Genomic DNA, 13,831 nt, shown 5'->3' with positions numbered 1-13,831 from the left:
CGGTCACAACACTCGCACACGACACCGAACACATGTGGGAGCGGGCTTGCTCGCGAAGACGGCGGCACATCCAACATCGCAGTGACTGTCAGATTGCTTTCGCGAGCAAGCCCGCTTGTATGTTTAGACTTGAAGGGGTGGGTGGGACTAAAAGCCCGATTCTGACTCTAGCCAGTACAGACCGTGGGAGACTTCGTCCCACCCCTTCTACCTAAAAGCGCCAATAAGGAATTCATCGGCTAGGCCGACGATAGAGACAAGCCAGCGCAACGGTAGACCCCAACAAGCTCTTAAACCCTAGCTCCGAGGATTCGTCATGACAATCCTTACTTCGCAAGCGGTCGTGGGTGTTGATGTGGCCAAGGCTGAGGTGCTCGTCTATCGCGCCGATCTGCAAACCACACAAGCCATCTCCAATAATCGAGCAGCACTCAAACGTTGGCTCAAGACGCTGCCCGCCAAAAGTGGCATTGCCGTTGAGGCCACCAACATTTACCACTTGGACACGGTTGAGTTGGCCTATGAGTTGGGTCATCAGGTCTACGTCGTGGACGGTTATCGCTTGAGTCATTACCGCCGCAGTGTCGGCCAACGAGCTAAAAATGATCCGTGTGATGCTCGTCTTCTGGCTCGGTATCTGGCGCATGAACAGGGTGGGTTACGCGCTTGGAGCCCGCCGCCCAAGGCTTACAAGGCCCTGCAAAGCCTGCTTCATCGACGGGCAGCACTGATCAAGGCGCGTGTCAGCCTGGCTCAGAGCTGGGCCAATGAGCCGCGCCTGGAAGAAGAGCTGAAATGTCTGATGGAGACGTTTAAGCGCTCGGATTTGGCCATTCAAAAACAGCTGCGTGACCTGAGCAAAGAGGCCGGAGCCGCCGAAAATATTGAGCGTTGCAAGGCCATTGAAGGCGTTGGTGTACTGACGGCAACTGGATTTGCGACGGCTTTTTTGCGTGGCGAGTTTAAGGACAGCAATGCCTTCATCGCTTTTTTGGGCATGGACTTGAGGGTCGATGACTCGGGAAAAAAGACGGGGAGTCGCAGTCTGACCAAGAAAGGGGATCCGGAAATACGACGTCTGGCCCACAACTCGGCCATGGCCGCCTGTCGTTCAGCGACCTGGAAACCATTTTATGAAGGGTACCTGGCCAGAGGTTTCAAGAGGACTCAGGCCCTGGTAATCCTTGCCCGAAAACTCGCCCGGGTGGCGTTCGCTCTGATGAAAAACCAGAGCGAATACCAACCGAATCGACCGTTGCAGGGTTGTCCTGCAACATAGAATCTCCCACAATGGGCCAGTGCCGGTCACAACATTCGCGAACGACACTAAACACAGGTGGGAGCGGGCTTGCTCGCGAAGACGGCGGCACATCCAACATCGCAGTGATTGTCAGATTGCTTTCGCGAGCAAGCCCGCTCCCACAATGGGCCAGTGCCGGTCACAACGTTCGCGAACGACACTAAACACAGGTGGAAGCGGGCTTGCTCGCGAAGAGGCCGTCACATTCAACATCAATGGTGACTGTCAGATTGCTTTCGCGAGCAAGCCCGCTCCCACAATGGGCCAGTGCCGGTCACAACATTCGCGAACGACACTAAACACAGGTGGGAGCGGGCTTGCTCGCGAAGACGGCGGCACATCCAACATCGCAGTGACTGTCAGATTGCTTTCGCGAGCAAGCCCGCTCCCACAATGGGCCAGTGCCGGTCACAACATTCGCGAACGACACTAAACACAGGTGGGAGCGGGCTTGCTCGCGAAGAGGCCGTCGCATTCAACATCAATGGTGACTGTCAGACTGCTTTCGCGAGCAAGCCCGCTCCCACAAGGTGATTGTGTTCGGCGGTTAGAGTGCATCGCGCGATGGTTTGCCATCGACCAGGCGCTGGATGCGCAACGGATTGCCATTCTTCAGCGCCTCCGGCAGCAGGCTGTCGGGGTAGTTCTGGAAGCACACCGGGCGCAGGAAACGGTCGATGGCCAGGGTGCCCACCGAGGTGCCGCGCGCATCGGAAGTCGCCGGGTACGGCCCGCCATGGACCATCGCGTCGCAGACTTCCACGCCGGTCGGATAACCGTTGAGCAAGATCCGCCCGACCTTCTGCTCCAACAAGGGCGTCAGCTCGCCGAAGCGTTCGAAGTCCGCCGGCTCACCGATAATCGTTGCCGTCAGTTGCCCGTGCAAGCCGTTCAGCGCAGCACTGAGTTGCGCTTGATCCGCCACTTCGACGAACACCGTGGTCGGGCCGAACACCTCCTCTTGCAGCACTTCATCGCCATCGAGCAACAGGCTCACGTCTGCCTTGAACAGTTGCGGCTGCGCCTGATTGCCTTGTTGCGGGTTGCCGGCCAGATGCTCGATTTTCGGATGCGCGAGAAGCTTCTGCAGGCCCTTGCCATAGCTATTCAACGTACCGGCATTGAGCATGGTTTGCGCCGGCTGATCGCCGATCAGCCCGGCCACCTGTTGCACGAACGCACTGAACTGCGGCGAGCGAATGCCGATCACCAGACCCGGATTGGTACAGAACTGCCCGCAGCCCTGCACCACCGACGCCGTAAGGTCACGGGCGATGCTTTCAGCGCGAGCTTGCAGCGCCGCCGGCAACACGATCACCGGGTTGATGCTCGACATCTCGGCAAACACCGGAATCGGCTGCGCCCGCGCCGCGGCCATGTCGCACAGCGCCCGGCCACCTTTCAGTGAACCGGTAAAACCGACCGCCTGAATGGCCGGGTGCTTGACCAGCGCCTCGCCCACTCCACCGCCGTAGATCATGTTGAACACACCGGCCGGCATGGCGGTTTTCTCGGCGGCGCGGATCACCGCGTCGGCCACCCACTCAGCGGTTGCCATATGCCCACTGTGCGCCTTGAACACCACCGGGCAGCCGGCGGCCAAGGCCGAAGCGGTGTCGCCGCCGGCCGTGGAAAACGCCAACGGAAAGTTACTCGCCCCAAACACCGCCACCGGTCCCAGGCCAATGCGGTACTGACGCAGATCGGGACGTGGCAATGGCGTGCGTTCAGGCAGCGCCCGATCGATCCGCGCGCCATAGAAATCACCACGTCGCAGCACCTTGGCGAACAGACGCATCTGGCCGCTGGTGCGCCCACGCTCGCCTTGAATACGGCCGGCCGGCAACGCGGTTTCACGGCAGACCACAGCCACGAACTCATCACCCAAGGCGTCGAGCTCATCGGCAATCGCATCGAGGAACTGCGCACGCCGTTCGGCGCTCAGGCTGCGATAGGCCGGGTAAGCCGCAGCGGCAGCCTTTGCGGCGCCATCGACTTCTTCAGGGGTCGCCTGATAGAAATCGTGGGACAAGACCTCGCCGGTGCTGGCATCGACGCTCTGGAGTTTGACGGTGCCGGCAGCGCTGCGCTGGCCGCCAATGTAGTTGTGACCAAGAATCCGGGTCATGGGTGTCTCCTTAAAGTGTGCCGACGGTGCCGGGTTCGAACGCCGCTTCAACGGGTTCAATGCCGTTGATCAAAGGCGCGCCGAACTCGGCCTGGCTGATCTCGAACACATCACCCGGTTGGGTGCGGATGCCGTCAGCGAAGGACAGGGTCGCGGTGCCGAAGAAGTGAATGTGCACGTCGCCGGGGCGCAGGAACTGGCTGTACTTGAAATGGTGGTATTCGAGGTTTTCCAGGCTGTGGCACATGTTGGCTTCGCCACTGAGGAACTCGTTCTGCCACAGCACTTCGCCGTCGCGCAGAATGCGGCTGGTGCCTGCCAGGTGTTGCGGCAACTCACCGACCCTAAGCTCCGGGCCGTAACTGCAACTGCGCAATTTCGAGTGAGCCAGGTAAAGGTAATTCTTGCGCTCCATGACGTGATCGGAGAACTCATTGCCCACCGCGAAACCGAGGCGATACGGTTTGCCATCGTGGCCGATGACATAGAGGCCGCTAAGCTCCGGCTCCTCCCCCGCATCCTCGGCAAAGGGCGGCAGCGGAAACGGCTTGCCCGGTCGCACGACGATGCTGCCATCGCCCTTGTAGAACCATTCCGGCTGCACGCCAGCCTGGCCGGCTGCCGGTTTACCGCCCTCCACGCCCCACTTGAAGATGCGCATGGTGTCGGTCATCGCCGCTTCGTCGCCGGCCTGCTGATGCATTTTGTCCCGGGCCGACGCGCTGCCCAAATGGGTCAGGCCGGTGCCGCTGACCAGCATGTGTGCCGGGTCCGGGTGATCCAGTGGCGGGAGGATTTGCAGATTGGCCAGCAGCGCCGAATAGTCGTGGCTGATGCCCAGGCCCAGGGTTTGAACCTGTCGCTCAAGGTTGCCCCCCGCCTCGATTGCCGCCAGCGCCAGATCCCGCACCGTGCGCGCAGCCTGCACTTCGCGTACCTGATCGCCTTCGACCACACCGACGCGGCGTTCGCCATTACTCAATTCGAACTGAACTAAACGCATGTCTTTCTCCTGTTAACGCAAACTTCAAAACAACGCAGGACCTTGTGGGAGCGGGCTTGCCCGCGAAGACGGCTTAACATTCAACATTTATGTTGGCTGACACTCCGCATTCGCGAGCAAGCCCGCTCCCACATTTGAGCCGTGTTGACCTCAGGTACGGGTAGCCCCCCGGGCACTGGCCGCGAACTGGTCGGCCGGCAACACATGCTTGCGTTCCAGCAGGCGATACACCACACCGGTCAGGACCAGGCCGAACACCATCACGCCAGACAGGAAATACAGCCCCGAGGCCAGGTTACCGGTGTATTCCTTCAGCGCACCGATCACGAACGGACCGATGTAGCCGCCGAGGTTGCCCACCGAGTTGATCAAGGCGATGCCCGCCGCCGCACTGGCGCCGGCGAAGAAGCGCCCCGGCAAGGTCCAGAACACCGCCGTGCAGGAAAACAGCGCGAACGCCACCAGGCACAGCGCCGCCAATTGCAGCACCGGCACCGACAGCCAGGCGCTAAGGAACAGGCCGATGGCACCCAACACATACAGCACCGCCAGATGACCGTAGCGATCATTCAGACGGTCGGAACTGCGCGGCACGATCAGCAAACCGATGATCCCGAAGATGTACGGCACCGACGACACGAACCCGGTCACCAGGTCTGTGCCGCCGAACTGCTTGATCAGCGTCGGCAGCCACAAACCCAGGCCGTAGATACTCAGGGTCACCGGCAGATAGAACAGCGCCAGCAGCAACACCCGTTTGTCCTTCAGTGCATGCAGCGGATTGCCGTGGCGGGTCTGGCCGTATTCGGCGAGGTCCTTTTTCAGTTCACCGGCCAGCCAGTCTTTCTCGGATTGATCCATCCATTTCACTTGGTCCGGGCCGTCCGGCAAGTAGCGCAGCACCGGCCAGGTCAGCAGGATCGCCGGGGTGCCGATGACGATAAACAACCACTGCCAACCGTGCAGGCCAAGCACGCCGTCCATACCGAGCAAACCGCCGGACACCGGGCCGGTGATCATCATCGCGATGGGTTGGGAAAGGATGAACAGCCCGAGGATCTTGCCGCGATGGCGAATCGGGAACCATTGGGTGATGTAGTACAGCACCCCCGGGAAGAACCCGGCTTCAGCCGCGCCAAGCAAAAAGCGCATCACATAGAAACTGTGCGGCCCCTGGACGAACGCCATGCCGATGGTAATGGCACCCCAGGTAACCATGATCCGCGCGAACCAGCGCCGGGCGCCAAAGCGGTCGAGCATCAGGTTGCTGGGGATCTCCAGCAGAAAGTAACCAATGAAGAACAGCCCGGCACCGAGCCCGTAAGCCGCGTCACCGATGCCGATGTCAGCGCCCATGTGCAGCTTGGCGAAACCTACCGCGGAGCGATCCACATAAGCGATCAGGTACAGCAGGATCAGGAAGGGAATCAGTTTCAGCGTGATGCGACGAATAAGCCGCAGTTCCTGGCTCATGAGTTCGGTCTCCGATTGTTGTTTTTATAGAACCTCGGGGGACGCCTCTCGCGGAAAACCGCCAGGGCCGATCCCTCCGTTGAAGCCGACTATATAGTAATACTATTTAACCAACAACACTTCCAAACCGTGGAAATTACGCTTATGTTAGGCCATAGCTTGCACAATATAGTCATACAATAAGAGAACCGATCATGTCTGATAAGAAACCCACCCTGCGCTCCGCCCAATGGTTTGGCACTGCCGACAAGAACGGCTTCATGTACCGCAGCTGGATGAAGAATCAGGGCATCGCCGACCACCAGTTCCACGGCAAGCCAATCATCGGCATCTGCAACACCTGGTCGGAACTGACCCCGTGCAACGCGCATTTCCGCCAGATCGCCGAGCATGTCAAACGCGGGGTGATCGAAGCGGGCGGCTTTCCTGTGGAATTCCCGGTGTTCTCCAACGGCGAATCGAACCTGCGCCCCACCGCCATGCTCACCCGCAACCTGGCGAGCATGGACGTCGAGGAAGCGATTCGCGGTAACCCGATCGATGGCGTGGTGCTGCTGACCGGTTGCGACAAAACCACTCCGGCGTTGCTGATGGGCGCGGCCAGTTGCGACGTGCCGGCGATCGTCGTCACCGGCGGGCCGATGCTCAATGGCAAGCACAAGGGCCAGGACATCGGTTCGGGCACCGTGGTGTGGCAGCTCAGCGAACAAGTGAAAGCAGGCACCATCACCATCGACGACTTCCTCGCGGCCGAGGGCGGCATGTCCCGTTCGGCCGGCACCTGCAACACCATGGGCACCGCGTCGACCATGGCCTGCATGGCCGAAGCCCTCGGCACTTCCCTGCCCCACAACGCGGCGATTCCAGCGGTGGATGCGCGCCGGTATGTACTCGCTCACATGTCCGGCATGCGGGCGGTGGAGATGGTTCGCGAAGAATTGAAACTGTCGAAAATCCTCACCAAGGAAGCCTTCGAAAACGCCATCCGGGTGAACGCCGCCATCGGCGGTTCAACCAACGCGGTGATCCACCTGAAAGCCATCGCCGGGCGCATCGGCGTGGAACTGGACCTGGATGACTGGACCCGCATCGGTCGCGGCATGCCGACCATCGTCGACCTGCAACCCTCCGGGCGCTTCCTGATGGAAGAGTTCTACTACGCCGGTGGCTTGCCTGCGGTGCTGCGCCGCCTCGGCGAAGCCAACCTGATTCCCAACCCGAACGCCCTCACCGTCAACGGCAAAACCATTGGCGAGAACACCAAGGACGCGCCGATCTATGGCCAGGATGAAGTGATCCGCACCCTCGACAACCCGATCCGCGCCGATGGCGGCATCTGCGTGTTGCGCGGCAACCTGGCGCCACTGGGTGCGGTGCTCAAGCCTTCAGCCGCCAGTGCCGAGCTGATGCAACATCGCGGGCGCGCGGTGGTGTTCGAGAATTTCGACATGTACAAGGCACGGATCAACGACCCGGAACTGGACGTGGATGCCGACTCGATTCTGGTGATGAAGAACTGCGGGCCGAAGGGTTACCCGGGCATGGCCGAAGTCGGCAACATGGGGTTACCGGCGAAGCTACTGGCTCAAGGCGTGACCGACATGGTGCGGATTTCCGACGCACGCATGAGTGGCACGGCGTACGGCACGGTGGTCTTGCACGTGGCACCGGAAGCCGCCGCCGGCGGGCCTTTGGCGGTGGTGAAGGAAGGCGACTGGATCGAGCTCGATTGCGCCAATGGCCGTTTGCATCTGGACATCCCCGACGCCGAACTGGCCGCGCGCATGGCCGATCTGCAGCCGCCGCAACAATTGCTGGTGGGCGGTTATCGTCAGTTGTACATCGACCATGTGCTGCAGGCGGATCAGGGCTGCGACTTCGACTTCCTGGTTGGCTGCCGCGGCTCCGAAGTCCCCCGCCACTCTCACTGACAGCATCAACCAAATGTGGGAGCGGGCTTGCTCGCGAAGAGGCCATCACATTCAACATTGATGTTGACTGATAGTCCGCCTTCGCGAGCAAGTCGGATCACCGCACTGCCGCTCCCACATTTTGATATTCATCTGATTCAGGACCGTGCTTGCTCTGGCGACCGTCCTCGCTGCGCCTGCTATCATGCGCAGCACCCCATCGCACAGGATCGCGCCGTTCCCCATGGATTACCGCAAACCCTCCGACCGCAAAAGCATGCACTCGCGCATCGTCCAGGAACTGGGCATGCAGATTGTCTCGGGACGTTTCAAACCGGACGACAAACTGCCCGCCGAAGCCCTGTTGTGCGAGGAATACGCGGTCAGCCGGCCGGTTCTGCGCGAAGCGACCCGAGTGCTGGTCGCCAAGGGGCTGGTGTATTCCCGTCCGCGGGTCGGCACCGTGGTCAAGCCGCGCCGGGAATGGCACATGCTCGACCCGGACGTGTTGCACTGGCTGATGCAAAGCAGCCCGCAGAATGAGTTTTTCAACCTGCTGACCAGCGTGCGCAGCATCATCGAGCCGGCCGCCGCCGCGCTGGCCGCGCAATTCGCCACCGACGCAGACATCGCCTCCATCGGTGAAGCCTACCAACGCATGGAAGCCGCGCCGACGCCTGAAGCGCTGTTGCAGCCGGACCTGGATTTCCACAGCCGCATCGCCGACGCAACCCACAACGACTTGCTGGCGAACCTGTGCAACATGCTGTCGGTGGCGATTGCCGAAGCCTTGAAGCACTCCAACCAACGGCCGAACCTGCATGAACTGGCGCTGCCTCGGCATAAGGCAATTCTCACGGCTATCGAGAATCGCGATGCGCTGGGTGCGCGGCATGCGACGTTGGTGCAACTGGACGATGCGCGGAATGCCCTGAATGTGGTGCTCGGCACCGATCCCTCATAACCACCACACTTCCCTTGGGCGTACTCGCGCAAGCGGTGTGTCCGTCAGCACAGGTATGGAATGGCAGACCACATTCGCGAGCAAGCCCGCTCCCACAGGTGTGTGTGAAATCCAAGATATGAGCATAGCCGCGACTGGATGGCGGCTTTTTCCTTGCCGCCACGTAGCCGTCACTTAGATCATCGAATTGCCGGATGTGCGGTATCCCGTTACCGCACATCCATTGCGGCTTCGCCTTACTTTGCGTAACTCAACCCATGCAAAGGATTGCATCATGCCGATACCTGCATCCCCCCCTGCCACGGCGGATTTGACCAACATCATCGTGCACGCCGTCAGCGCCCGCTTCAGCTCCCGCCCCACCCTGCGCTCGGAAACCGCTCGCCTGCTCAAGGACGGCGTACTGGAAAAATACCCGCAACTGGACTTTGACCCTGAGCGAACCAAAATCGCGCAGCCGATTCCCAACGGGGCCTGGCGCCTCACGTTGCTGCTGGACTTGGTACTGGATTATCTGGCCAGCGGCACACCTGTCGATTTCAGCGAGCGGTTCGGTCGTGCCTGCTTTCTGACCAACCGTGCGCCCGCGCAACTGACTGTCGGCAAAACCACATCACGCCTGCCTGATCTCCAGGTGATTGCGGGGGTCATCCTTGAGCTACCCGACTTGCTGCACATCGGGCTTCAGGAATCGCTGACCCTTTACTGGAATGAGAAGGACGAGACCGGCGTCAGCCGCTGGCAATGGCTGGGAAACTTGCTGGCCGGCGTCCTGCAGACATCCGCGACCCGCCTGTCGAAAAGCAACCCGGTGCAGGCCGGGATTCTCGCGGAGCTGGCCAGCCACCCGGACAACCTGCAGCGTCTCCAGCAACCCTGGTCAAAAGGCCCCATACAAGCCTGCACCCTGCAAACCACCCTGACCAACGGTGACGTCTCCATTACGCTGCAGGCCTCCGAGCTCCTGGTGACTTGTGGTGAAACCCATTTGTTGTGCAGCGTGACCGGCAAAATCGAGCCCTTCGCTTCCCTGGAAGCTTTCGGCCTGGCCTGGGGCGCACGGTTTCAGCAGGCATACAAGGCCGATGTCATCACCTGGAAGCGGTTTGAACCGGACGGCAACATCTTTGACATCCAGGCTGCCCTGCTCCTGAACCGGCAACTGGAAGATCTGGCTGCGCTCAAACTGCCCGCCAGCCGGGGCCTGGGCGAGTTGGCGAAACACGTTGACGCGATCACCGACATCGCCACGCTGTTCATCGACAGCCAACCGGACGATGCGGTTTTTCAACCGATACAGGCATCGATTCCCAGGTGGTTGCAAGCGGCGACACCCACTGACCGCATGGCCTATCGCAAGCACGTCCTGGCCATGGCCAGCGTCAAGCAACAGACCCAGGGGCGCACCTTCAACGATGGCATCGACGACCTTCGTACGTTTGCCCGAAAAGCCCTGCACAAGCAGATGCAGGAAGATTATCCGCTGGCGCCCGGTTACAACTCCGACGAGCTGGAACTGACCTTTCATGTGCCCGTCGGTGACCTCGGCAGCGGCTACATCGAAACCGTCAAAATGACCCTGACCGAGCTGGCGATCAAAAATCTCGCCGCAAAACCCAAGGGCCGCATGACTGTCCGCCACACGGGAGATCAACTGATTCAGCAGTGGACTACCGACGCCTATCTGCTGGACCTGGTGAGCCGGGTCAATGTCGGCCAGCACTATCCCGAACTGATCGAAACCTTGCTGCTCGGCGACACCGACGACGCACGGGAGCGGGAACGATTGTTCGCGCTGGAACTGTCGGTTCATCTCCCCCTGCTGGCCCTCGAGCATTCGATCAAGGGTGAGCACGGGTTCACCCATCTGGGGTATCGCTATGTCGATGCGTTGATGAATCGAACCGCCGCCGAACGGGTCGTCGATGAACAGGCCGTGGTCATCCGACCCCTGGCGTTCCAACGCAAGGGCGGCGCCGACTGTGATGTGGCCGCCAACATGTTCATCATCGAGCCCAAAGACTTGCAGGCCACGGGTCCACATATCCTCTATCGCCCGTTGTACACCCCATCACTGCAGCAATACGCCGCACGCAGCGACTTGCTCAAAGCGGTCGCGCAACAGGGCGCGCTGCAAACCAGCGTGCTGACCTGGCTCCCGGACCGCGCACGTCCGGTTTACGACAACAACGGTTTCAACGAACCGCATATCAACCACTTTCACATCGGCGACGAGTTCTCGCCGCCCGACAAGCCGAAACCGGCGATTCTGGCAGGCGACGAAGCTGCGGCCCAGTGGCTCAGTGCAGTGGAGGAAGGTCGATTGCCGGCCAGCCTGTTCGCCAGCAACGCCCGGGCGCTGGCCGATCTGGCTGACAGGCAAGCGGTGTCCAATGCCGAAAGCCGTTGGGCGATCATCCTTGAGGGTGGCTGGCTGGTCTTTAACAACCTGGTACTGCCACTATTACGCGGCCCGGCGATGCTGGTGGGCTGGATGCTGCAAATCACCCACAGCCTGATCAACGACCTGCCCGCACTGGACAGTGATGACCCGGCTGCCCGGAATCTGGCCTGGATCGATGTGCTCTTGAACATCGGCCTGCTCCTTTTGCATGTCGCACGAACTCAAGGTGAACGGCCTGCACTGGCGCCAGAGCGCATGGGCAAAGACGCTCCGGTGACCCTCGATTCGCTGCGGCGTCTGTTGCCACTGGACTTGCTGCATCCCGAGACAACCATCACTCAAGAAACACCCGGACTGCCCTCCGAACCGCCGGGCAGTGGCAATACGTTGCTGGATTTCAACCTGTCGACCGCTCGGGACTCGACCTCGGCGCGGCTGTTCAACAAGCTGCTGGCGGTCAAGGTTGCATGGCCGGCGTCCCAGCCAGAGCCCGTTGCAACCGGTCCGTTCAAGGGGCTGTACCGCATCGACAACAAATGGCACGCCACGATCGCCGGCCTGCTGTTTCGCGTGAGCGTCGTGCCCGGTTTCGGTGAGGTCTACCTGGTACATCCCGAGCATCCCGACCATCCGGGCATCAAGCTCAAAACCGATGGGTATGGCCGGTGGACGCTGGATCAAGGGCTGAAACTGCTCGGCGGAGGACGTAACGCCAGGCGGGATGCCCTGCGTGAGAGCAAACAGCAACGCATCAGCCTGCTGGAACTGAATCTCCAGGAGTTTTTGCAGCAGCAGACACAGGTGCAAAAACGCGTTGATATCGCGGAAAAACTGATGGAGCTGAAAAAAAACGACCCCGCCAGCAGCGAGCAGGATCGCGCGACTTTTCGCCAACGGTTCGCGGACGAGCTGGACAAACAGAGCGAAACCTATGTCACGGCGCTTGCCGAAATCCGCGAAAAAAGCGCTCTGAGCAAATCCGACCCCGATCCAAACCTGCAGCGCAGCCTGCTGGAGAATCTCATCAACAACGCGCGCAAACGTGTTGTCATCGCCGACCGGGAACGGGAAGCCACCAATCGAACTTACGCGGACTTGACCCGCGGTATCGAACACTTGCGCGAAGCAATCAAGGACAAGGGCAACGTCGTACTGGATCGATACTTCGAATTCATGCGCAGGACCTCCGAAGTCAACGAAACCATGATCAGGTTCTACGAAGAAGCAGAGAGCCGACTTGCGGAGCTTAAACACCTGTCTCGCTTGGGCTTGGAGGACTGGAAACGGTTGACCGACAATCGCTCCGAGAATGAATTGACCGCCTTGCGAGTCAAGTCCTACCAACTGAGCATCTTGCGGATTCTCAGCCTGAAGGAACTGGGGAGCGCCACCATGGCCCCACTCGAACGCGCACTCGATCCCCTGATGTTGCTGTCTCGCTCCCATTCCGAACTGCAAACGTCTCGCACGTATAACAGCAGCGATCGGATCGCCGTTCTGGACAACCTGGTCGATCACTACCGCAAAGCACTCGACGGGCTTGAAAGTATCGGTATCTTCAATGCCGAAGATTTACAGCCGGCGGCTTTCAATCGCCTGCGAGAGATCATCGGTGAACTGCGCCTCGATGCCGAGCGACGTCTGGCCGACGACCTTCAAAACCTCCCGCAACCTTCGGCCTCCGAGCCCGCTCCGCCTTCACCCGGAACCAGCAAGCCCCCGATCCAGCGCCCCTCTTCATGGGCCAGTCGCAAACGGGTCATCAAAACCGCCAAGGGCACTCTGATCGGCGATATTCGCCCCCGCGTGGCTAACCAGGGCGGAGACATTGTTGATATCAACGGTCCACTCGAAGATGCGCCACTGGCTTCTTTCCATGAACATGAGCCGAATGTCTGGGTAGAAATGGTCGAGGTCAGGCAACCCGCACCCAAGGCCTCCGCGCACTCCTACGCACAGCTCAAAGGGGATGCCCGCAAGGCCATCGCCAATGTCGACAAGCAGGTAAGGAAAATCGAGGGTTACGCGCAACGCGCAAGCTCACCCAAGGAAATTGAAGAGCAATTGCAACGCGAAGCACAAAAGCTGACCGGGTATGCCGAGGGCCTTGAACATCATGAGGCACCCTCGCCAAACCGGGAACAAGATGCCTCGTTAATCAGCGATTTACGCGATCACGCGCGAGCCCTCGACAGTAAGGCATCGGAACTGCGCATCCGCATGACACTGGCCCAGCCCCCCAGCAGTGAGGGTGTGGAGTATCTGTTACGGTGCAAGGAGGTTTACCCGCGCATGATCGGCAATCGCGTGCAACTGAAAACCGGACGTAAAGACTTCATGCAGGAGTACGTCCTGTTGAACAAAGACGATCAACCCTGGTGGTACGCGCATTTTCACTATGCACGCTCCAACGATGCCAAGGCGCAATATACCCAGGCCCATCTGAAAACCAGTGAACAACGCTTCGAAACCTACGAATCGGCGATGGCCAAGGCTACAGATCCGAAACAGAAAATCGATATCCACCGCGGGATCATCAGCAAGGAACTGGCCAACAGTGCATTCCTGACGCTACAACCACGCTGAGTGATTCGCTCCCCCATAAAAAAGCCGCAACCTGAGTTGCGGCTTTTTGGTTCAGGCTGACGC

The 13,831-nt window shown here is 60.2% G+C and carries 7 protein-coding genes; 4 read left to right on the top strand and 3 right to left on the bottom strand.

Features of this window, described 5'->3' with window-relative positions:
* The first annotated feature begins 316 nt into the window (after positions 1-316).
* Positions 317-1,279 carry a transposase gene (locus PSH64_RS12210; protein WP_305478208.1) on the top strand — a complete coding sequence of 321 codons (963 nt, stop codon included), beginning with the start codon at positions 317-319 and terminating at the stop codon, positions 1,277-1,279.
* Positions 1,280-1,847: 568 nt separating this feature from the next.
* Here PSH64_RS12210 and PSH64_RS12205 read toward each other — a convergent pair.
* The 3 genes from PSH64_RS12205 to PSH64_RS12195 all read right to left on the bottom strand — a co-directional run bounded on the left by PSH64_RS12205 (position 1,848) and on the right by PSH64_RS12195 (position 5,904).
* A complete protein-coding gene (locus tag PSH64_RS12205) occupies positions 1,848-3,428 on the bottom strand; it encodes an aldehyde dehydrogenase (NADP(+)) (RefSeq protein ID WP_305480791.1) in 1,581 nt (526 codons plus the stop codon).
* 10 nt (positions 3,429-3,438) lie between these two features.
* Positions 3,439-4,431: an AraD1 family protein gene (gene araD1, locus PSH64_RS12200; RefSeq protein WP_105345277.1), complete on the bottom strand. Its 993-nt coding sequence runs from the start codon at positions 4,429-4,431 to the stop codon at positions 3,439-3,441.
* Positions 4,432-4,581: 150 nt separating this feature from the next.
* On the bottom strand, positions 4,582-5,904 hold the full coding sequence (locus tag PSH64_RS12195; protein WP_305480790.1) for an MFS transporter: 1,323 nt from the start codon (positions 5,902-5,904) through the stop codon (positions 4,582-4,584).
* Between the two features lie 194 nt (positions 5,905-6,098).
* Here PSH64_RS12195 and PSH64_RS12190 point away from each other — a divergent pair, with 194 nt between their 5' ends.
* The 3 genes from PSH64_RS12190 (at position 6,099) to PSH64_RS12180 (ending at position 13,768) form a co-directional block, all read left to right on the top strand.
* Positions 6,099-7,835, top strand: coding sequence for an IlvD/Edd family dehydratase (locus tag PSH64_RS12190; protein ID WP_305480789.1), 1,737 nt, complete (start codon positions 6,099-6,101; stop codon positions 7,833-7,835).
* A 223-nt stretch (positions 7,836-8,058) separates the two neighbouring features.
* Positions 8,059-8,778: a FadR/GntR family transcriptional regulator gene (locus PSH64_RS12185; RefSeq protein ID WP_181150703.1), complete on the top strand. Its 720-nt coding sequence runs from the start codon at positions 8,059-8,061 to the stop codon at positions 8,776-8,778.
* A gap of 274 nt (positions 8,779-9,052) precedes the next feature.
* A complete protein-coding gene (locus PSH64_RS12180; protein ID WP_305480788.1) occupies positions 9,053-13,768 on the top strand; it encodes a dermonecrotic toxin domain-containing protein in 4,716 nt (1,571 codons plus the stop codon).
* Positions 13,769-13,831 lie beyond the last annotated feature (63 nt).

This window comes from Pseudomonas sp. FP1742 (genome assembly GCF_030687145.1).
Classification (GTDB): domain Bacteria; phylum Pseudomonadota; class Gammaproteobacteria; order Pseudomonadales; family Pseudomonadaceae; genus Aquipseudomonas; species Aquipseudomonas frederiksbergensis_D.
This window is presented reverse-complemented; position numbering and strand designations above follow the sequence as displayed.

Coding starts and splice junctions, on each gene's coding strand:
- PSH64_RS12210 (WP_305478208.1), top strand. CDS start 317: ATGACAATCCTTACTTCGCAAGCGGTCGTGGGTGTTGATGTGGCCAAG.
- PSH64_RS12205 (WP_305480791.1), bottom strand. CDS start 3,428: ATGACCCGGATTCTTGGTCACAACTACATTGGCGGCCAGCGCAGCGCT.
- araD1 (WP_105345277.1), bottom strand. CDS start 4,431: ATGCGTTTAGTTCAGTTCGAATTGAGTAATGGCGAACGCCGCGTCGGT.
- PSH64_RS12195 (WP_305480790.1), bottom strand. CDS start 5,904: ATGAGCCAGGAACTGCGGCTTATTCGTCGCATCACGCTGAAACTGATT.
- PSH64_RS12190 (WP_305480789.1), top strand. CDS start 6,099: ATGTCTGATAAGAAACCCACCCTGCGCTCCGCCCAATGGTTTGGCACT.
- PSH64_RS12185 (WP_181150703.1), top strand. CDS start 8,059: ATGGATTACCGCAAACCCTCCGACCGCAAAAGCATGCACTCGCGCATC.
- PSH64_RS12180 (WP_305480788.1), top strand. CDS start 9,053: ATGCCGATACCTGCATCCCCCCCTGCCACGGCGGATTTGACCAACATC.